Source organism: Microcoleus sp. T3_A4, assembly GCF_036700465.1.
Classification (GTDB): Bacteria; Cyanobacteriota; Cyanobacteriia; order Cyanobacteriales; family Microcoleaceae; genus Microcoleus.
In genome coordinates this window covers 13,729-34,816 of sequence record NZ_JAUBOY010000062.1, presented here as the reverse complement: position 1 = coordinate 34,816, position 21,088 = coordinate 13,729, and the positions used below count along the sequence as shown (strand labels likewise).

The following is a 21,088-nucleotide window of genomic DNA, read 5'->3' as shown; positions in this document are numbered from 1 at the left end:
GCCACATCTCTTGATGAGATTATTCGCGCTTATTGTGCAACTTAGTGTCTCATTTTTATTTGAAATAACTATAAATTGTTTAACAATTACAAAAAAAAGGACACAGTATTACTATGTCCTTACCTCTGTATTGTAGGGACACAGCATGGCTGTGTCCCTAACCGTACCGATATCCCAATTAGGATTCTTGCCGTTTAGAACAAGAACAATTCAGAATTACCGGTCGGTCCCAAATTGACATCGACAGTGGCAAACAAACTGTTACCACCAACCGTAGAACCGTTGCTATCGTAATACAGTTTAGTAGACAAACCGTCGTAGATAGCCATGATGGACGGCCCGGTTAAAGTTGCTTCAAACACAGTTACATCAGACACTGTGCTGCTGTAAGCGTAGAAACTCGAAGCCAAAGGCCCAGATCCGGTCGTAAACGCTGCAAACCCAGTGCTGTCGAGGTTAATTACATCATCAGCAATGCTGTAATTGGTAATTACATCCCCGCCGCCAGCAGTAGTTCCGCTGAACACAAACACATCCAAACCAGCACCGCCGTTGAGAACATTGGTTCCCACACCACCTATTAAAGTGTCATTCCCGATGCCGCCGTTGAGAGTATCGCTACCGCCACCGCCGAAGAGGCTGTCATTACCATCGTCGCCGGAAATGCTGTCGTTACCCAAACCGCCGTCGAAAATGTCCGCACCGCTGCCGCCGCTGAAGATGTCAGCAAACTCAGTACCAGTGACGCTGTTAGCACTCGCATCTCCGGTAAATAAGACAGGAGAGGTGAAGTTGTAACCGCCAGCACCAGAACCGAAATTGTTAAAGGCGGTTGGGAAAGTGTTCCCAGCAGCAGTTAAATCGGCAACGCTACCTGAGCTAGTAGTAGTACCACTGGCAGAAGGTGCGATCGTACCTGTAAATACAAAGTCCGCCGTTCCCAGATTGCTAGCAGCAGTACCCAGATTCGCAATCAAGGTAGAACCACCGGCTACGGTACCGTTCGAGTCAAAATACAACACAGTCTCGTTCGACGCATTCGTAAAGGCGAAGAAACCCGCAGTTGTAGAATTGCCCAAGGCTGTAGCTTGTGCAGCTTCCAAAGAGGCATAACTGCCGCCTGTGAAAATCACTAACTCTTTGCCAGTAATGTCCGGATTTGAACCACTTACAGCGTCAAAGTTAGTCGTCGTCAAATTACCGAAAGCGCTCGCGGTAAACTGGAATTTGTCAGTTCCAGCAGTAAAGTCAGTAATCGTATCACCGCCTTCGCCTACTGCTTTGTAAACAAACAGATCCGCACCAGCACCGCCAGTCAGAACATCTGCACCGCTGCCGCCGCTGAAGATGTCAGCAAATTCAGTACCAGTGACGCTGTTAGCACTCGCATCTCCGGTAAATAAGACAGGAGAGGTGAAGTTGTAACCGCCAGCACCAGAACCGAAATTGTTAAAGGCGACGGGGAAAGTGTTTCCAGCAGCAGTTAAATCGGCCACGCTACCTGAGTTGGTAGTAGTACCAGTGGGAGAAGTACCAGTATCCGAAGATGCGATCGTACCTGTAAATACAAAGTCCGCCGTTCCCAGATTGCTAGCAGCAGTACCCAGATTTGCAATCAAGGTAGAACCATCGGCTGCGGTACCGTTCGAGTCAAAATACAACACAGTCTCGTTCGACGCATTCGTAAAGGCGAAGAAACCAGCAGTTGTAGAATTGCCCAAGGCTTTAGCTTGTGCAGCTTCCAAAGAGGCATAACTGCCGCCTGTGAAAATCACTAACTCTTTGCCAGTAATGTCCGGATTTGAACCACTTACAGCGTCAAAGTTAGTCGTCGTCAAATTACCGAAAGCGCTCGCGGTAAACTGGAATTTGTCAGTTCCAGCAGTAAAGTCAGTAATCGTATCACCGCCTTCGCCTACTGCTTTGTAAACAAACAGATCCGCACCAGCACCGCCAGTCAGAACATCTGCACCGCTGCCGCCGCTGAAGATGTCAGCAAATTCAGTACCAGTGACGCTGTTAGCCTTCGCATCTCCGGTAAACAAGACAGGAGTGGTGAAGTTGTAACCGCCAACACCAGAACCGAAATTGTTAAAGTCGCTCGGGAAAGTGTTTCCAGCAGCAGTTAAATCGGCCACGCTACCTGAGTTGGTAGTAGTACCAGCCACAGAAGAGGCGATCGTACCTGTAAATACAAAGTCCGCCGTTCCCAGATTGCTAGCAGCAGTACCCAGATTCGCAATCAAGGTAGAACCATCGGCTGCGGTACCGTTCGAGTCAAAATACAACACCGTCTCGTTCGACGCATTCGTAAAGGCGAAGAAACCAGCAGTTGTAGAATTGCCCAAGGCTGTAGCTTGTGCAGCTTCCAAAGAGGCATAACTGCCGCCAGTGAAAATCACTAACTCTTTGCCAGTAATGTCAGGATTTGAACCACTTACAGCGTCAAAGTTAGTCGTAGTCAAATTACCGAAAGCGCTCGCGGTAAACTGGAATTTGTCAGTTCCAGCAGTAAAGTCAGTAATCGTATCACCGCCTTCGCCTACTGCTTTGTAAACAAACAGATCCGCACCAGCACCGCCAGTCAGAACATCTGCACCGCTGCCGCCGCTGAAGATGTCAGCAAATTCAGTACCAGTGACGCTGTTAGCCTTCGCATCTCCGGTAAACAAGACAGGAGTGGTGAAGTTGTAACCGCCAGCACCAGAACCGAAATTGTTAAAGTCGCTCGGGTAAGTGTTCCCAGCAGCAGTTAAATCAACAATGCTACCTGAGTTGGTAGTAGTACCGGCAGAAGGTGCGATCGTACCTGTAAATACAAAGTCCGCCGTTCCCAGATTGCTAGCAGCAGTACCCAGATTTGCAATCAAGGTAGAACCACCGGCTGCGGTACCGTTCGAGTCAAAATACAACACCGTCTCGTTCGCAGCATTAGTAAATGCGAAGAAACCAGCAGTTGTAGAATTGCCCAAGGCTTTAGCTTGTGCAGCTTCCAAAGAGGCATAACTGCCGCCAGTGAAAATCACGAACTCTTTGCCAGTAATGTCAGGAGTTGAACCGCTAACACCGTCAAAGTTAGTCGTAGTCAAATTGCCGAAAGCGCTCGCGCTAAACTCGAATTTGTCTACCCCAACAGTAAAGTCGGAAATTTTATCGCCGCCTTCTTTAGTTGTCCTGTAAACAAACAGATCCGAACCAGTGCCGCCACTTATGAAATCCAAACCGAGGCCGCCGGTGATGGTATCGTTGCCGTCGCCGCCCTTGAGGCTATCGTTAAAATTGCTGCCGACAATCTTGTCATCGCCTGCTAAACCATCGTAATTAACTGGGGCCGGAGAAGTGGTGAAATCCACATTGTCAGCACCAGCAGTACCGACAGGAATAGTTAGTGGCTCGCCGATGAAGACAAAGTTATTGACTGTCAGGCGAACGTTCAGCGAGAAACTGGCCACAATGTCCAAGCGCCCCGCAACACCATATACCACCACCACACGGCCGGTCTCGGCATCTATAAACTGACAGAAAACAGGCACGTCTGGGTTGCCACCCAACTCTACAAACCGCGCTTGCAACCTCGCGATGCTGTTAACACTGATATCCGTCGTGAAGTCGAGGAAATTACCGCTGCCGATCGACCCAAAAGTAGAAGTAGCAGTAATCTTCACTTCGGTCAAGATAGAAGCGCCGACATTAAAAGCTGCGTTAGAAAGCTCTAAAACATCGTTATTGACATCAAAGTCAGTAATAAAGTCAGCTTCTACAACTGTTTGAATCTGTTGGCGGGAAGTGCGGTAAACAAAGCGATCGCTTCCAGGACCACCACTTAGAATATTGGTTCCTTCGCCGCCTTCGATCGTGTCATTGCCCTCATTTCCAGTTAATGTGTCATTCCCAGAACCGCCTATTACTGTGTCATCGCCGCCGCCAGCTTCGATATTGTCATCATCATCGCCGCCGTCGATATCGTCATTGTCATTGCCGCCTTTAACTTTGTCGTTGCCTTGGCCTGTTTTTATTTTGTTTTTGCCTAGGCCAACTTCGATATAATCATCGTCATCGCCGCCGTCGATATCGTCATCGCCATCGCCGCCGATGATTGTGTCCTTGCCTTTGCCGCCGATGATTGTGTCTTTGCCTTGACCTGCTGTAATGTTATCGTCACCCTCGCTGCCTACGATGTTGTTAGGGAGCGTCGCAGAACCGGCAATAGCTTGACCTTCTGGATTGCCAGCAAAATTAAAGGAATCTTGCTCGATTTTCAAGCTAAAAGTTTTGCCGGTGAGAGCTCTTTGGCCGTTGGTAGCTTGAAAACCAAAAGTAGCCGCACCGACAAAACCTACTGCCGCTCTGAAAGTTACCCTGCCTGCGTTAATGTCTTCTTGAGTGAAGGTAACGCCCGTTTGTGTTACGGGGACTCCATTAACAAATAGTTGCCCGGTTGTAGCAGGGGGCAGCTCGGTTAGCGTGAAGGTTATGCCGCCAGGACCTTGCCCGGTATCGGAAACACGCAACAACTCAGAAGTAATAGTTTGCTCCTGGCCGCTGGAACCAGCAATCAGGGTCTCACTAACTTCCAGTTGCGGAGGGTTAAAAATCGGAGTTTGAGGTTGAGTTGGAGTTGGAGTTTGAGGTTGAGTTGGAGTTTGAGGATTAACTCCCAAAAAGTCGGCCGCAGTGATAAGCGTTGCGTTGACATTCAACAATAGCGCGATCGCGAAGTTATTGACCCGAATTTCGGTATTGACACCGATTTGTATAAAGGTCAAGCTGCTAAAGTTCAAGTCGCCAAACAGCAGAAACTTGTCCTCGTTGTCTGCGAAGTCAGTGATGACTGCACTTGCCCCAGAGGTACTGTTACTCACGACATAAACGTCATTTCCAGCACCACCGACACAGGTATGGTTGCCAGTACCGCCCATCAGCGTATCGTTGCCGTCGCCGCCCATCAGCGTATCGTTGCCGTCGCCGCCGCCGCTAACGCTGTCGTCGCCCTGGCCACCGTCTGCCACGTCATTGCCGTCGCCAGTAACGAGGGTATCGTTGCCGCCACCGCCCATCACACTGTCGTCGCCGGCACCGCCCATCACGCTGTCGTCGCCGTCGTCGCCTTCACACAGGTCGTTGCCTGCGTCGCCGCTCACGGTATCGTCGCCGATGCCGCCGCTAACGCTGTCGTCGCCGTCGTCGCCACTGCAAACGTCGCTGTCGCCACCGCCGCTCACGGTATCGTTACCGGTGCCGCCGCTAACGCTGTCGTCGCCGTCGTCGCCACTGCAAACGTCGCTGTCGCCACCGCCGTTCACGGTATCGTTACCCGTGCCGCCGCTAACGCTGTCGTCGCCGTCGTCGCCTTCACACTTGTCGCTGCCTGCACCGCCCTTCACGGTATCGTTATCTTTACCGCCGTTAACGGTATCGTTGCCGTCGCCGCCCTCACAATCGTCGTTGCCTCGATCGCCCCGGACGTTATCGTTGCCTTCGTCGCCCTTGCAATCGTCGTCGTCTTTGCCACCGTAGATGCTATCGTTGCCGGCGCCGCCCTTAACCTTATCCTTTCCTTCCTTGCCGTGGACCCAGTCATCGCCGTCATCGCCTTCGCAGTCGTCGTTGCCTTCGCCGCCGATCACGGTATCGTTATCTTTACCGCCGTTAAGGGTGTCGTTGCCTTTGCCGCCATTAACCTTGTCGTTGCCACGATCGCCCTTTATTACATCGTCGTCCTCGCCGCCCTCGCAATCGTCGTTACCTTTACCCCCGAAGATTGTATTTTTTCTGCCACGGTTTCCTTTGATTGTGTCTTCGCCTTGATTGCCGAATATCTTCTCGTTATCGCCGGTGGCGACAATTAAGTCATCGTCATCGCGACCGAGGACGGTTCGGCGGCGATCGATGCCGTTGTCATCTTCTAAGTCATCGTCATCGTCATCGTCATCAGTACCTCCGATGGTCTGGAAACCGTTGTCATCATCATCTAAGTCATCTAAGTCATCGTCATCGTCACCGTCATCATCATCATCATCACCATCTAAGCCATCGTCATCAGTACCTCCAATGGTCTGGAAATCGTTGTCATCATCATCTAAGTCACCGTCATCATCATCTAAGTCATCTAAGTCATCGTCATCGCCCACACCTGTTGTGGATGCGCCGTTAGACTGATTCAGAAATGTGGTAACGCCGTCGGTGTTTTCGGCGAGTGCTTGGTTAATTAAATCGTCTAACTCCTGATCGGAAATTGTAGAGCTGTCGTCGCCTAAATCCCCGACAGGCTTTTGTGTTTCATTTTGAGCGGGAGAAAGTGTTCCCTGTGTTTCTTCTAACAAGATTTCGTCTGCCATCGTTGATATTTCCCAAAAAAAGGTAAGCTTCTTTGAATCAATTTATCAGCAAACAGGAGGCTGCAGAAGATTTTTTTAACTTCATGCTTTCGCCTGCTAGAGGAGCTGGTTTCCTCATCTTTACTATTATAGATGCCACTTAAACGGCAAGGTTTTTTTCGCTCTGTTGCGAGTTTTATATTCTGCCATTGCGTACCCAAATTAATTGATCCGCAACCTACACTGTAATTACTGCCCCGAAGATCCGAGCCTTTAAGATGTTCTCGGTATTTTCTACAGTAAGCTGCGCCGAAGGGCCCCTGATTGTAAATTCTCTACGTAATTTCTACAGTGAATTAGCTGAATTTAAACTCGCAACTGACAACTCCTAAATAACTCCCCAAAACCTGTATCCCCCAAATTTTACCCTTGCTTTTTTTCCGCTCTAGGCTGGGTGTATTGAACTTTGGTAACACTCCCAGCTTTGACAAATCCTTCCCTGACCTAGGATTTGAATCTCTTCACTAAACGACAGCACCCTCCTAATTTTAGTTCCCGATGATTAATTAGAAATTTAGATAATTCGCCCGGGCAAATATTTGTTCTAATTTTTAGTTGCACAATTTTTTCTCGATTCTAGGAAACCTCGCGAACTGAGAAAAATTTTTTTTCGGATCAATACTAAGAATTCTGCCAAAATATATCAATCTCAAGACAGATTGCAAAATTTGCCAAAAAGTAGTATAAACGCAGAATTCGTTTTTGGTGACAGTTGCAAGCTCGATCGGCATTTTGAGCGAGAATGACCCACGGCGAGGCTGCCAAACCCAGTTGCTTTGTAGGCTTCGCTACCAAATCCAATCATTCTCCGAGAAACCGGCCTGATGAGGCGTAATCCTATAGATACCAAAAATGATGGTTGCTTGAGAGTACCGGAATAATTTGATTGCCATTGTATTGTTGAGAGTTCTTGGCTGCTGACGTTTATTTTTGCTGCTTAACTGTAACTAGATTAAGAGAGTTAAATTAAAAGTTTTCTATATCATAAAAGCGGTAAATTAGCAATAAGTTATGAGCAATTATCGATAGTCAACTATCAATTACCGATCGCCACTGAGGTCTTAAGGATGAGGGCGGAGGGCTTACGGATGAGAACCCAGGGCTGACCAATTAATTAATTGACACAAAATCAAGATTGCACATCGGGGGTTGGTGGTAGAGGATAAGCGGTAAAGACCGATCGACCGATCGCCAAAAAAAATAAAATACTCAACTTTCCCTGCGATATTGCCCTGAAACCGGTTGGCGAGAGCCGAAGTAATTTTAATAAGAACTAGAGATCCGCCTGGTAAAGTGCCTCCAATTTAACTTTACTCAGCAATGAGAAACTCAAGTTCACGACGAATCTAAAGGGGTCTGCGGTAGAGGTGCAAAATGTTAAAGATAGCAAGATTGGAGAAAATTCGGCTTTCACCGAGGCACAGGGCAATCAAAACTAATAAACTGTTATTAAAGTACAACTTTTATATCCTCAAAGTGTTTGAACAAATATATATGACCCCAGCGATCGCCCGATCGGGGGAAGCGCATTCAGAAACTTTGATTCAAAGAGTAAAAATTATTTTGCCGTTCGCTATTGCTAGCCGCAAAAACGCAGGCAAATTCAGAATTAAGGCGGGAGGGCGCTAAATCCGTGAGCCAGGAATTTCAACTCTCAGTCACTCCCGTTGGGGACGACGAATATCTAGTGCGGACAGAAAGGGTTGCACCCGGTGTACCCTTAGCCGAACAACAAGTCCGCTGGCCGATCAATGAATGGCTTGCACTGTCTTCTCAACTGATGAACGACCCGCTGGTGGGCTTGCTCCAAGGAAAAGCAGTACAGGGAAGCAGTTTTGCGGGTCGCGGCCTCTCCCGTTCGGGAAACAACTCAGCGCCGAATTTAGTAGCCCTGGGGCAACAATTATACAGCGGGCTGTTTCAAGGAAACTTGCGCGATAGCTGGACTTGCGCTCAAGGCATCGCCCAGCACCGCCGAGAAGTGCTGCAACTGCGACTCGGACTCAAAGGCCGGCGCTTGCCACGACTGCCGTGGGAAGTTCTGCACGCCGGCGATCGCCCTTTGGCAACCGGCACAGATGTCGTGTTTTCTCGCTACCAACCAGGTACAAGTTTGTTCAAACAAACCCGGATACTGCCTAGTGGCGGGCCACTAAAAATTTTAATGGCGATCGCCTCTCCGAGCGATCGAGACAGCTTGCAGCTCAAGCGAGAAGTGCTCCATTTGCAGCAAGAACTCCAAAACCGCACCGGTCATCCTCTCAAAAACAGCCCCCATTGCCCGGAAATTCAACTGACTATTCTCGAACAGCCCGATCGAGAACAACTTACCCAAGCCCTAGAACAAGGACACTACCAAGTCCTGCACTACGCAGGCCATAGCAACTTAGGTTCCAGAGGTGGCGAACTCTACCTAGTCAGCAGCCGCACCGGCTTAACCGAAACCTTGAGTGGCGACGACTTAGCTGGATTGCTCGTTAACAACGGTATTCAGATGGCCGTGTTCAACTCCTGCCGCGGCGCCTACGGCGACCCCTCAGACCTCGCGGACGACAGCCCGGAACGGAACTTAACCGAAGCTCTAGTAAAGCGGGGCATTCCGGCAGTGCTAGCAATGGCAGAAAGCATCCCCGACGATGTAGCCCTAACTCTGACGCGGCTGTTTTACCGCAACCTCAATCAAGGCTATCCAGTCGATCTCAGCCTGAGCCGGGCCAGAGCTGGGCTAATTTCTGCCTACGGTTCTCACCAGCTATACTGGGCTTTGCCGATTCTCTACCAGCACCCGGACTTTGACGGCTATCTGACCGGCGCCCCAGCCCACAGTGCGACATCCGGTTCTATGGTGCACATAATCGCGTCGGGAACGCAACCGGCGCTCGCGGGTACAGAATGGAAGGCCCCGTCTTCGGTTTCGGCGATCGCCCAATACCCCCCCATCCCAGCCAATCGATCGCATGAGTCAGACAATTCTGACGGCGAAGTCTGGGAATACTTTCCCGACCAATTAAAAGATCGCAGGGATTGGGTTCACCAGAACGATCGAGCCGATGCTAGTAATTCACCGAACTCACCGACGGCTTCGCCGTCCTCTATTCCTAATTCTGAGTGTTCGGTGCTCCAAGCAACTCGCGCCGCAGCACCGACTCAGAAACCGTTAACAAAACCGGGATCGAAAAAATTTGTCACCCTAATGCTTTGCTTGTTGTCCGTTGCTTTGAGTGCTGGCTTTTTTGGGTGGCGGTACTCGAACCAGCGAGGCACGAAACCAGAAGAGTTACTGCCGGCGGTACGGACTCCCCTGTCGCAAAATTACCTGCAACAACGTCACTAAAAGCGATCACCCACTGCAATGCTTAATTTAGACCCTCTTGGCCTGGCTCCAAACTGGGTGGGGTTTTTGCTGGCCATTCGCGATCGGCCGCCGCTGGCAAAGTGATCGCAAGTATACTGCTCGATCGAATCTCCGACTTACGTTCATCAAGCCGGTTTTTACTGAAAATCAGTAGCAGCCCAACCAAGCATCGAGGAAGAAACCGAGTTTCTCGTCGAGAGAGTAAGTCCGGGACTGCTTGATATATAATTGTCAGTCGATTGTAGATTTTAGACTTCGGGTTGAGCCCTGAGTCGAACGATTTGAGATTTTAGATTTACTCCACAGATGAATCTGGAAGCCTGAACAACAGTCTAAAATTTTGATCTCTCCACGACACGAGTCGGTGGCTTGTATGCGTTTTTGAGCGGGCTGATTCGGCAGCAGGAGCATTCGTCATTCGGCACAAGACAATAAAAGCGAGAGTTGCAACAATAAAGAACGTCCTCACCGTCAGCGCGCTTGCTATATTTCACAATAATTAATTATGGAAGCGGCTGTGAGCTGGACCGAAAGCATCCAGGATAGAAGCCCCCGGATTCATCCGTCCAGAAATAAAAAACCTGTATTCGATAAAGGAGCCCCCGAATTTATCCGTGGGGTCAATGCTTCAATTCTTTAATCTAAAATCTCAAATCTAAAATCGATTGACGCGCCCCTCCAGTTGGTGCATAAATTTTGAGAGTATGGCAGTTTACTGGCCACGACTCGAAACCAATACATTTCCATCGAAACTCCATGTCGGCAACCGCTACTAATTTGTAGTGCATCAAACATTTAAGCTGTTGTGCATTTAACTCGGTCTTTTTCAATTCCCCTGTGGAAATAACCTCAAATTCTCTGGCTTGGGGCCGGAGGAGGAAGATTTTCCCGAGTTCCCCCTAGAAATCTACTGATTCCTGGCGAAGTGTTAAGAGTCGCGAAGCAATCTCGCCCCATCAAAACTATTCCCCTCTTAGTAGCTGCCCGATGTTTCTGCCACAGCGCCCATTGAGTCGGGTTTTAGCTTAAACCCGTTCAACGAAGAGGTGAAATTTCCTTCAATTTTTACCGGATTGCCTTCCCCAGACTGCGTTCTGTGGAAGTTATATGCCCAACACCTTAATAGAAGATTGCTCGTTGGTATTTGGGGTTTTGAGGGGATTCCCAGCCCGAAAAATAGAATTTACAAGTAGCTGGCAGTGACATCTAGAACAAGTGCTGCCTCGTCTTGTTGAGGTAAAAGTTAACCCAGCGCCGGTAAATGCTGGCGGCAGATTTGCAGCGGCAGCGCTCTAGGTATTTCGATTCATGGCTGTCTTATTTTGACCTTGACCGCAGACACAATCGGGGATTGGTGAATGCAGGGAACAGACTTTACTGTAAAAAAGTAAAACATTTAATTTGCGACAATAATTCCCCGCGCGATCGCAAGAGAGGCTTACACAAGGATTTGGGCCGCGAGGAGCAAATTGATCGCCCTTCGAGCATCCTTACTTGCACCCCCGGTCTTGAGGCCGCAGAAATTTCTCCAGAATCTTAATATTCAGAATTCTTAGTATTGACAGTGAAACAAAGTTAATCTAATGTGTTGTAATTGATATAAGTAAAGTCCAATAAGCGAGGTACGGTCAATGGCAGAAACAGCTACAGCACCCTTAACAGGAAAAGGTCTGCTTCAAAAAATCAAAGGCAGTGATTTGCCGCGCAGAGAACTTGCGAAGCTTTGCGGCTACTTCACAGTCAGCAAAAGTGGAGAAACCCGGATTAATCTGGCTGAGTTTTACGATGCAGTGTTAGCTGCTAAGGGCATTGAGCTAGAGAAGTCTAAAGCAGACGGACGCGGGCGAGAAGCGAGTTATCGAGCTAGCGTTCACAAGAATGGTTCGATCGTGATCGGAGCAAATTATACCCAAGAAATGGGATTAAAGCCGGGAGACGAGTTTGAAATTAAGCTCGGATACAAGCACATTCGCTTGATTCAGATCGATGTGGACAGACCGGATGTGGAATTGGATGATGAAGAGGAGGATACAGAAGAATAGAGGCGATTCCCTGCGGGATAGCTTCGCTTCACGCGATGCAGTCAGCCGATAGCAAGGCGACTGGATTAGGCATTCGCTATACGAGTATTTGCGCGCCACCCTTCGATTGAACTGATGAGCTGTCTTGACTATTTATATTTTCTCTTGTCTCGCAAAGACTACAGTGCCTCTGAACTTCGCAAAAAGGGGCAAGAGAAAGGTTTTGGCAATGAGGAAATATTGGAGGCGATCGCGCAAATTCAAGACCGCGGCTATCAGTCCGACACTCGCTTGGTGGCAAACTCGATCGCGTCTGCAGCAGGCAAATACGGGAAGTCTGCCATCAAGCGCAAGTGCCTGCAAAAAGGAATTACCAACGATTTGTTCGAGCAAGTCTGGGAAGAAGAAATTGCCGAAAATCAGGACTCCGAAGCAGAAAAACTGGCCGAATTAAAAGGCAAAGTCATGCGGAAATACAAGATCGATACTTGGGGTAAAGCCGATCCGAAAACCAAGGGCAAAGTCTTGAATTACCTGCAATACAGGGGCTTTAATGCCTTTGAAATTTGGCGACAGTGGCAGGCGGAAGAAGAGGATGAGTAAATAGTAGGGCAAAGCAAATAGATGCGGCCCCGATAGGCAAGCACACCTACACTGCTGCCGACAGGGCTAAAGTGTAAGTCCTGAGTTTTTGTGAATGTATGTCAATCCTCAGCGTTGACTAAATAAGATTCGTACATTTGCCGATGTCTGGCTAAAAGCTCGAGATATTTCTCGTTGATTTTGGCCAGCATCCATTTTTCTTGAAAAATCGCTGCGGATTCTGCTTTCACCGGATCTGCTTCTAGCGGCAAAATATCTTTTCGAGCTGCGGTTTGCTCTGCAACAGACTTCAGCTTTTGAGGGTTTTGCTGGTATTTTCGACCGCTTTTGTGGTTGGCGTAGCGACGCGATCGAGTATACCCCATCTGCAAAAACTTGCGAGCCATGTCCGCTCCTACAAAATCTTCGCGATCGAGATACTCTAAAAACATGGAGTAAATTTTGCTGCTGGACTCCCTGGCAATTTCAGGAGTCTTAAATCTCCAGAAAGGCAGAATTTCTCCTTTGTAGGGTTCAACCAACAGCACTCCCTGTTCTCCTTTCCCTACCCGATAAAGTTCCGGGTGCTGTCGAAAGTCGATGTTCTTAAAATCCGCATGGTAGTCGAACTGCTTCATCGGGCATTTTCTGTTCTATCTGGAACTATAGAAGCCCGGGGTTTACCTTCGTCTGGTTGGGTATAAACCCACGCCCAAGCAATTAAGACAGCTTGAAAAGGCAGCCTGAACCAATACAGTAATTGGTTCTGGGGAATCCCTTCTATCGGAATGTTGTTGACGGCTTGATTGATATTAGCTGGAAACACGGCAATAAACAAGGCAATTAATCCCCACGCAGCCGCCCTGCTCACAGGAGGAACTAACAGCCCAATTCCGCCCAAAATCTCGAAAAAACCGCTGATATAAACCAAGGCTTCCGGGTAAGGAAGCTGGGGCGGCACAATTCTGATAAAAGGTGCGGGTACTGCAAAGTGCAGCACGCCTACAATACTGATAGCTACTGCGAGAATAACTCGCCAAATTTCTTTTTGACTTTTCATGGGCAATGGGTAATTAATAATTGTTAAATTGCTGCGATCAGGCTTGCCAAAATTTGCGATCTGCGATCGAGATGACAATAAAACTGAGGTCCAAAAATTCCAGCTTTCCGGGTTTGTCTGCTCTTGGTGGTGGCTGTAACGATTTTATTTCGTAGAAAACCCAGGTTTCTGGGTAAATCCCAGACAAGTTTTCACAGCACCAAACTGGAGGAAGCGAGAACTGGAATCGAAGGCCTGGGCGTTGACTGCCAAAAACAGATAGCGCGCATTTTGATAACAAGATTTTAATGTCTAGTGCCCTGTTGCTGTCTCTATCTTCGGGTAGTGAAACATGATTTTTGTTCCGGCTTTGGCTTCGTCAGCAGCCCAACCAGTGGGGGATTTTCTCGATCGACAAATGCACCACCGCTTAACATTAAATAAATCATCGCCGCAATTGATGAGTGCGATTGCTGCTAAATTTGACCTAGCCTTCCAGGCGCTTCCCTACCCTACCCTACGGGAACCCTACGCGGAACGGGAACCCTTGCGGGGAAAGAGATAGCTTTGCTACCGCCTACCTTGATGAGACTAATTAAGGCGAGTAATTTGTCAATAATTTTTATAATTATTTAATATTTGCGCTTTGAGAATTATTGGGAGAGGCAATTCGGGAATGCTCTGTAATTAAAATTACTATCTAAAGTTTGAATTTTGTCAACTTCCGACCGATGTTATAATGAATGAAATTATTGAATTTGCTAAAAAGTCGATCGTCCTAGCAACTCCCCAACCATCCTGCTGGAATTCAAAATAGTCACCAACGGCAGGAACTTTTTACCCGCCACATTATTCAAAAAGATTGAGCCTCCAAGCGCTGTGTCATTTTTATCTACACGCAATTAATCACCGACGACCATGAACACCTCACTAAACACCTCCAAATTTGGCATAAACCGGATGCTGCGACAATCGCTGTTTGCAGGCATCATTTCTGCTGCAGCTTTAGCTAGCGGATGGGCGCCCGGTTTGTATGGACAATCCCCAAACCTCGTTTTCGGATCTGCAGCCCAAGCTCAAGAAATTAGCAGCGAAGAAATTACTAGCTACGCTCGTGCTGTGTTGGCAATAGAACCCAGACGGGTGGAAGCTTATAACGAAATTAAAGGAATGGCTGGGGGCTCGGTTCCCAGAGTAGTGTGCAACGAAACTCAGCAAATCAATAGGTTGTCTGGAGGTGTTCGCGGCATCGCGGTGAATTACTGCCAACAAGCTAAAAAAGTTATCGAAACCAATGGTTTGACAGTTAGTCGCTTCAACCAGCTTACTTTGCTCCAGCAAGCGGACCCGGCAGTCAAACAGCGAATTCAAGCCGAGCTCCTGCGACTACAACAAGCGGGCAATCAATAAGCTTGATGGTTTGAGTCTTTCTTCCTCTCCCGTTCTATTAGACTTCTCCATAAAAGCTTGTTCAGGGCAGGCAGGATGCCTAAGCGCTACCTCCCCCCAACAATATATTGGAGATTTAAATTGTTCGAGTTCCTAGACGGTAGGCAAAATTTTTTGAAAAAAAAGCGATCGTCTGTGATCAAGTGCTTGACAAAATAACATAAATTTGGTAAGAAAACCAGAACGGGAGCGGTCAGAGAGATGAATATTTTTCAACTGGCTGTAAATCGCAATGAGATATAGCGATCGCCAACACGATTAAGACGTTTTTAATTTCTGAAACATGAGCTGAAGATTGGAACTTCAGTCTTCCTTATTCCTTCGGCTATAAAAAAGATATTCCTCAAAAACTCACTGTCAAGTGAATTGCTTTGAGGAATAGAATATAAAAATGCTAACTTTCACCAAACATTTACCTGCAAATCCCGATGCTGTGGTCAGCTTTACTGTACCAATGACAGCCGACGATCGCACTCGCAGCCGCCACCGATTCGAGACAGAGACGGGGGAAAAGCTGCACCTGAATTTGCCCAGAGGTACAGTATTGCGTGATCGAGATTTATTGCTGTCGGAAGACGGTAGCTGTTTGGTACTGGTAAGTGCAAAACCCGAACTCGTGCTGACAGCGCGGGCATCAAGTCCGCTGCTACTGATGCGGGCGGCTTATCATTTAGGAAACCGCCACGTAGCTTTAGAAATTGCCGATAATTATTTAAGACTTTCCCCCGACTCTGTGTTGCAGGGAATGCTAGAAAAAATGGGTTTGGAAGTAACAGAGGAAATTGTGCCGTTTCAGCCGGAAATGGGCGCTTACGGACACAACCATTAGATTTTAGATTTTAGATTTTAGATTTTAGATTTACTCCCACCGATGAATCCGAGGGCTTATGACTAAATTGCTTTCGGCCATTCAAGAAGCAAGAAGTCAACAGTCAACAGTCATTCGATTTTAGATTTTAGATTTTAGATTTTAGATTTTGGATTGACCCCACGGATAAATTCGGGGGCTTGAGGATTTTCGATTTTCGATTTTCGATTGATTCCCCGGATAAATCCGGGGGCTTGTACCATCAACAAATTCTTGGTCAACAGTCAACAGTGAACAATCAACTTTTATCTTTGTTGCAGTTAGCTTTTGCACCTGTGGGAGCTTATAGTTATTCTGAGGGAATCGAAAGTCTGGTAGAAAACGGTGCGATCGACAGCGAGATTACTTTGAGAAATTGGTTAGAAAATTCGCTGCAATTCGGTGCTGTTCGAGTAGAAGCCGCTGTGGTAGTACGGGCTTTGAGGGCCGCACAGATGGGGGATTTGGCGGCTTTGAATTACTGGAATGCTTGGGCGACTGCTGCTAAGGAAACAGAAGAGTTGCGCTTGCAAAGTTGGCAAATGGGGCGGACTTTGATCAGGTTGCTGCTGGATTTGCGTGAAGCGAAGCTATCCCGCAGGGAATCGCCCGTTGCTTCGGGGTTAACCACAATTGTAAAAGAATTCGTGGAATCTGGCAGCAATCCGTGCAATTTTGCGATCGGCTTTGGCATTGCCGCCGCCAACTGGCAGATTGAAGAGGAAGCTGCCGTGTTAGGATATTTGTACAGTTGGGCTGCCAATTTGGCGAGTGCGGGCGTGAAACTGATTCCCCTCGGTCAAACAGCCGGTCAACAGTTACTGTTAGATTTGCAGTCTCAAATTAGCTGTACGGCGCAAGAAGTTTTAAAATTAGAAGATGATGAGCTTGGCAGTTGCAGTTGGGGATTAGGACTGGCTAGCATGGCGCACGAAACTCAGTACACTCGGTTGTTTCGCAGTTGAAAATAGGAAGAAGGAAGAAGGAAGAAGGAAGAAGGAAAAAACTATACCCAACCAATGCCCGATGCCCGATGCCCGATGCCCGATGCCCAATTACCAAAATAATTATGAGTGCTTTTCGTGTAGGAATTGCTGGGCCAGTTGGTTCAGGGAAAACTGCTTTACTGGATGCTTTGTGCAAGGCGCTGCGACAGCAATACCAGATTGCGGTTGTTACTAATGATATCTATACTCAGGAAGATGCCCAGTTTTTGGTTCGGAGTCAAGCTTTAGAGAGCGATCGAATTTTGGGCGTAGAAACAGGAGGCTGTCCCCACACAGCCATCCGCGAAGATGCTTCCATTAACTTAGTAGCGATAGAAGAGTTAGAACAAAAATTCACTGATTTAGATTTAGTATTTGTCGAAAGTGGCGGCGATAACTTGGCGGCAACATTTAGCCCGGAGTTAGTAGATTTAACGATTTACGTAATCGATGTCGCTGCAGGCGATAAAATTCCGCGCAAAGGCGGGCCAGGAATTACTAAATCTGATATGTTGGTAATTAATAAAACAGACCTCGCACCTTATGTAGGAGCAGATTTAGGCGTGATGGAACGGGACGCGAAAAAAATGCGCGGCGACAAACCTTTTGTTTTTACTAACCTGAAGACCAAAGAAGGATTAGAATCAGTAGTTAAATTCCTCCACTCCCATATCGTCGTCTAAAACATCAGCCTGCATCTGCGTTCATCTGCGTTAATCAGCCTTCATCTGCGGTTAAAACTCCTAAAAACTCTCACCGCACCACCAATTCTTTGACCAAATTAGCCAAACGTTCTGTACTGTCTGTCACCGCTAATTGAGCAGCAGCTTGAGACATTTTTGCCAAATATTCGGAATCTCTTAACAAATACAACACTTTGCTTTGCAATACCTCTGCTGTCAGTTCGCTTTGACGGAATACCACAGCGGCGCCGGCTTTAGCAAATACTTCCGCATTAAATCTTTGGTGGTCGTCAGCGGCGTGAGGAAAAGGAATTAAAATAGAAGGTACGCCCGTCACTGCTAATTCTGTCAGAGCACTCGCGCCCGATCGACTAATTGCTAAATTTGCTCGCTGCAACAAACTCGCCACATTGTCGTAAAATGGCATTGACAAATATTGCTCGTGTTTCACACTTTCAGCATCCGGGTCATTATTTCCGGTGAGGTGAACCACCCAAGCACCGGCATCAAACCAAGCAGGAGCACACTCGCGCACTAACTTATTGACTGCGACAGCACCTTGAGAGCCGCCCATGACTAAAATTACAGGTACACTGTCAGGAATTGGCAAATTTAGAGGTTGGCGAGTCAGGAATTGCGATCGCACCGGTGTACCAGCAACAACGGTTTTCGCGCGGGGTAAATGCTGGGCTGCTGCTTCAAATCCGATCGCCACAGCAGTGCACAAAGGACTAAACCAGCGCGTCACCTTCCCCGGAATGGCATTAGATTCGTGGAGAATCACCGGCAAACCCAAAGAACGGGCCGCCAGAATTGCCGGTGCCGCGATGTAACCGCCGGTAGTAAACACTCCCTGAAAATTGCCCGCTTTGAGCAACTTCCGCACTTGAAGGATCGAGCCGGCGAGTCCGCCCAAAATCCGCAGTGTACCGAGTCCCAATCGCTGCTGAAAGCCTTCAACGGCGATCGTGTGGAGGGGGTAAAGGGATGAAACTAACTCGGTTTCCATGCGGTCTGGGACTCCTAGCCATTCGATCTGACAGTCGTTCAACTGACTAGCGGTGGCAATCGCGGGAAATAAATGTCCACCAGTGCCACTAGCTGCAACCAACAACCGGAGGGGGGCTTTTGTCAAGGTTTTTGTTTCTTTTACAAGTACAAGTTCCACAGGTCAATCGATTTTATATTTGAGGTTTTAGATTATTATGCTTATTATTCCGGCAGTTTCAGCCAATTTTAAATCAGCAATCTAAAATTAGATTGTAGATTGTGCCGTGTCCGTCCTTCCGTTGTCAGTTTTCGTTGCAGGCGAACAGTTGCCCGCGCCACGACTCCTGACAAATAACCAAATTATCACCTAATGCGTAATTTTTTGAATTTAGTGCCAAGTGTATCTCAGTATTTTTCCAGCCGTCGGAACGAAAAAGCCGATCCTGTTCGAGGGCTGCGCCAACGCGCGATCGTTTTTGGCTTTAACTGCGGGCAGTCGATCGCTCAAATGTTGTTATGTTTAACAGTGGTAAGTGCTGGTGTGCTGCATCAAGGTGCGGCCAGAGCGATCGGTGCGATCGCGGCGACTCCCCAAACGATCGCCCAAACCCCTGCAAATGCGCCTGCCCCACTCACAAAAGTGCTAACAGAAATTGACGCAGCGGCCAACCGGCGCGATGTCAAAGCAGTCATGGCATTTTACAGCCCGAATTTCACTCATTCTGACGGCTTAAACAGCCAAAGCATGGCCAAAGCCCTCACCCAACTCTGGGAGCGATATCCGAGTTTAAATTACCGCACCGAGATCAAATCTTGGAAAACCGAAGGTAGCGCGATTATTGCAGAAACCATAACTACAATTGCCGGCAGTCAAAAAAAGGATGGCAGAGAATTAACACTCAAAGCTACCATCCGTTCCCAGCAGCGCTTTGAAGGTGAAAAAATAGTTAGTCAAGAGATTTTAGCAGAACAAACTCAGCTTACTTCTGGTCAAAGTCCTCCCACAATTCAAGTGAATTTGCCGGAGCAAGTTAAGGTGGGCGAAGAGTACCATTTTGATGCCATTGTGCGAGAGCCGATCGGCGATGATATTTTAATAGGGACTGTTTTGGAGGAACCCATTACCGAAAAAACCTTTTTCAATCCCTCAGAAGTTGAGCTGGAGTTGCTAAATTCCGGGGGAATTTTTAAAGTAGGTAAAGCTCCGGCTACGCCCGAAAATCGGTGGGTTTCAGCAGTTTTGATGCGACAAGGTGGAATTGCAACCGTTAGTGTGCGATTGCGGGTTGTCAAATAATAAAATAGGTGTTATGGGCATGGGGCATGGGGCATGGGGCATGGGTAATGGGTGATTAGTAAGTGGTAAGTGGTATAGCGGTTATTAGTCACACGAGGTACATATTTGAAAATAAAAAAATATCATTAAAGGAATTAAACATACCTCACTATAGCGAGAAAGGCTATAGCAAATAACAACTAACAAATAACAAAACTAACAAATAACCAATGACAACAGTCAACAGTCAACTAACAACTGACAAAAAATGATTTCTATCCAAAACCAAATTGTTTTCATTACAGGTGCGAGTAGCGGTATCGGAGCAGCCTGTGCCAAGATATTCGCCAAAGGAGGAGCCAAACTAATTTTAGCAGCCCGCCGTCTTGAAAAGCTCGATCGACTGGCAAACGAACTTGTAGAAACAAAATCGATCGCGTCGGCAAACGAGATTTATTTGCTAGAATTGGACGTGCGCGATCGCCCGCAAGTTGAATCGGCGATAACTGCGCTTCCCCATGCCTGGAAAAGCATCGATATTCTGATTAACAATGCGGGATTGAGCCGTGGTTTAGACAAACTGCATGAAGGCAACTTTCAAGATTGGGAAGAAATGATTGATACCAATGTTAAAGGCTTGCTTTACATGACTCGCGCGATCGTGCCGGGAATGGTAAGCCGAGAACGGGGCCACGTAGTGAATATCGGCTCAATAGCAGGCCGCCAAGCTTATCCGAAAGGTAATGTTTATTGCGCTTCCAAAGCAGCAGTGAGAGCTATTTCTGAAGGGTTGAAACAAGACCTTTTGGGAACACCCGTGCGGGTGACGGAAATAGAACCTGGTTTGGTGGAAACAGAATTTAGCAATGTCCGGTTTCACGGCGATGCAGAAAAAGCCAAAAATGTCTATCAAGGATTAACACCGCTGACTGCTGACGATGTAGCCGATGTCGTGTATTTTTGCGCGACGCGATCGCCCCACGTCAATATTAGTGAAGTCTTGCTAGTTCCGACAGACCAAGCGAGTGCAACTCTGGTTCACCGAAAAGAGTTGTGAGTTTTTAGTGGTAAGTGTCCGGATGGCGCTGGAATTCTCAGGAAGCTTAATTGGTAGATGCACCCTGATTAATTAACTCCCGACCAATTTTGGCCGGGTTTTTTTTGCGATCGCACCCTTAGCCACACATTCTCCAAAATTCTGCCAAACTGTCCTGAAACAGGCGCTGCCTTACCGGAGACTAAATTAGTAGATGCACCCTGATTAAATAACTCCCGACCAATTTTGGCCGGGTTTTTTTTGGCGATCGCCCCCCCTTGCCACAAATTCGCCTAAATTCTGCCAAAGTGTCCTGAAAGAGGTGCTGTGAGGCGGGAGACTAAGTTAGTAGATGCACCCTGATTAAATAACCCCCGACCAATTTTGGTTTGGGGTTTTTTTTGCGGTATTGAGGGTGATGCTGAATAAAGTTTGAGGTTGTCCGGA

The 21,088-nt window shown here is 47.7% G+C and carries 17 protein-coding genes; 12 read left to right on the top strand and 5 right to left on the bottom strand.

Annotated features, from left to right (window positions below; all coding sequences use genetic code 11):
• Nucleotides 1-194 precede the first annotated feature (194 nt).
• Nucleotides 195-6,338 (bottom strand): cadherin-like domain-containing protein, encoded by a 6,144-nt coding sequence (locus QUA07_RS26245; protein ID WP_333331151.1) that lies wholly within the window; start codon nucleotides 6,336-6,338, stop codon nucleotides 195-197.
• A gap of 1,413 nt (nucleotides 6,339-7,751) precedes the next feature.
• Between QUA07_RS26245 and QUA07_RS26240 the strand changes: the two genes are divergently transcribed.
• The 5 genes from QUA07_RS26240 to QUA07_RS26220 all read left to right on the top strand — a co-directional run bounded on the left by QUA07_RS26240 (nucleotide 7,752) and on the right by QUA07_RS26220 (nucleotide 12,356).
• On the top strand, nucleotides 7,752-8,006 hold the full coding sequence (locus QUA07_RS26240) for a hypothetical protein (protein ID WP_333331149.1): 255 nt from the start codon (nucleotides 7,752-7,754) through the stop codon (nucleotides 8,004-8,006).
• A gap of 4 nt (nucleotides 8,007-8,010) precedes the next feature.
• Nucleotides 8,011-9,711 (top strand): CHAT domain-containing protein, encoded by a 1,701-nt coding sequence (locus QUA07_RS26235; protein WP_333331146.1) that lies wholly within the window; start codon nucleotides 8,011-8,013, stop codon nucleotides 9,709-9,711.
• A gap of 1,282 nt (nucleotides 9,712-10,993) precedes the next feature.
• Nucleotides 10,994-11,272, top strand: coding sequence for a hypothetical protein (locus QUA07_RS26230; RefSeq protein ID WP_333331143.1), 279 nt, complete (start codon nucleotides 10,994-10,996; stop codon nucleotides 11,270-11,272).
• 91 nt (nucleotides 11,273-11,363) lie between these two features.
• Nucleotides 11,364-11,774, top strand: coding sequence for an AbrB family transcriptional regulator (locus QUA07_RS26225; protein WP_015177612.1), 411 nt, complete (start codon nucleotides 11,364-11,366; stop codon nucleotides 11,772-11,774).
• A gap of 114 nt (nucleotides 11,775-11,888) precedes the next feature.
• Nucleotides 11,889-12,356, top strand: a complete 468-nt coding sequence (locus QUA07_RS26220) for a regulatory protein RecX (protein WP_333331140.1) — start codon at nucleotides 11,889-11,891, stop codon at nucleotides 12,354-12,356.
• Between the two features lie 101 nt (nucleotides 12,357-12,457).
• On the opposite strand, the gene QUA07_RS26215 is transcribed toward QUA07_RS26220, so the two are convergent.
• Both QUA07_RS26215 and QUA07_RS26210 read right to left on the bottom strand, forming a co-directional pair.
• A complete protein-coding gene (locus tag QUA07_RS26215; protein WP_333331137.1) occupies nucleotides 12,458-12,973 on the bottom strand; it encodes a DUF4385 domain-containing protein in 516 nt (171 codons plus the stop codon).
• Nucleotides 12,970-13,395 carry a DoxX family protein gene (locus QUA07_RS26210; protein ID WP_333331134.1) on the bottom strand — a complete coding sequence of 142 codons (426 nt, stop codon included), beginning with the start codon at nucleotides 13,393-13,395 and terminating at the stop codon, nucleotides 12,970-12,972. Before QUA07_RS26210 ends, QUA07_RS26215 begins: the two co-directional genes overlap by 4 nt.
• A gap of 331 nt (nucleotides 13,396-13,726) precedes the next feature.
• Here QUA07_RS26210 and QUA07_RS26205 point away from each other — a divergent pair, with 331 nt between their 5' ends.
• From QUA07_RS26205 to ureG, 5 genes are all read left to right on the top strand, one after another.
• Complete coding sequence (locus QUA07_RS26205; RefSeq protein ID WP_333331132.1) at nucleotides 13,727-13,939, top strand: hypothetical protein; 213 nt, start codon at nucleotides 13,727-13,729, stop codon at nucleotides 13,937-13,939.
• Nucleotides 13,940-14,292: 353 nt separating this feature from the next.
• Nucleotides 14,293-14,784 carry a DUF4168 domain-containing protein gene (locus QUA07_RS26200; RefSeq protein ID WP_333331129.1) on the top strand — a complete coding sequence of 164 codons (492 nt, stop codon included), beginning with the start codon at nucleotides 14,293-14,295 and terminating at the stop codon, nucleotides 14,782-14,784.
• A 430-nt stretch (nucleotides 14,785-15,214) separates the two neighbouring features.
• Nucleotides 15,215-15,652, top strand: a complete 438-nt coding sequence (gene ureE, locus QUA07_RS26195; RefSeq protein ID WP_333331126.1) for an urease accessory protein UreE — start codon at nucleotides 15,215-15,217, stop codon at nucleotides 15,650-15,652.
• Between the two features lie 269 nt (nucleotides 15,653-15,921).
• A complete protein-coding gene (locus QUA07_RS26190) occupies nucleotides 15,922-16,635 on the top strand; it encodes an urease accessory protein UreF (protein WP_333331124.1) in 714 nt (237 codons plus the stop codon).
• A gap of 104 nt (nucleotides 16,636-16,739) precedes the next feature.
• Nucleotides 16,740-17,339: an urease accessory protein UreG gene (ureG, locus tag QUA07_RS26185; protein WP_333331121.1), complete on the top strand. Its 600-nt coding sequence runs from the start codon at nucleotides 16,740-16,742 to the stop codon at nucleotides 17,337-17,339.
• Nucleotides 17,340-17,409: 70 nt separating this feature from the next.
• Here the strand turns inward: ureG and murG are convergent, their stop codons facing one another.
• Nucleotides 17,410-18,507: an undecaprenyldiphospho-muramoylpentapeptide beta-N-acetylglucosaminyltransferase gene (gene murG, locus QUA07_RS26180; protein WP_445305916.1), complete on the bottom strand. Its 1,098-nt coding sequence runs from the start codon at nucleotides 18,505-18,507 to the stop codon at nucleotides 17,410-17,412.
• Between the two features lie 192 nt (nucleotides 18,508-18,699).
• On the opposite strand from murG, the gene QUA07_RS26175 reads away from it, so the two are divergent.
• Nucleotides 18,700-19,626 carry a nuclear transport factor 2 family protein gene (locus tag QUA07_RS26175; RefSeq protein WP_333331118.1) on the top strand — a complete coding sequence of 309 codons (927 nt, stop codon included), beginning with the start codon at nucleotides 18,700-18,702 and terminating at the stop codon, nucleotides 19,624-19,626.
• A gap of 247 nt (nucleotides 19,627-19,873) precedes the next feature.
• Nucleotides 19,874-20,662: an SDR family oxidoreductase gene (locus QUA07_RS26170; protein ID WP_333331115.1), complete on the top strand. Its 789-nt coding sequence runs from the start codon at nucleotides 19,874-19,876 to the stop codon at nucleotides 20,660-20,662.
• A 68-nt stretch (nucleotides 20,663-20,730) separates the two neighbouring features.
• On the opposite strand, the gene QUA07_RS26165 is transcribed toward QUA07_RS26170, so the two are convergent.
• Entirely contained in the window at nucleotides 20,731-20,928 is a 198-nt protein-coding gene (locus QUA07_RS26165) for a hypothetical protein (RefSeq protein WP_333331112.1), read from the bottom strand.
• Nucleotides 20,929-21,088: the final 160 nt, after the last annotated feature.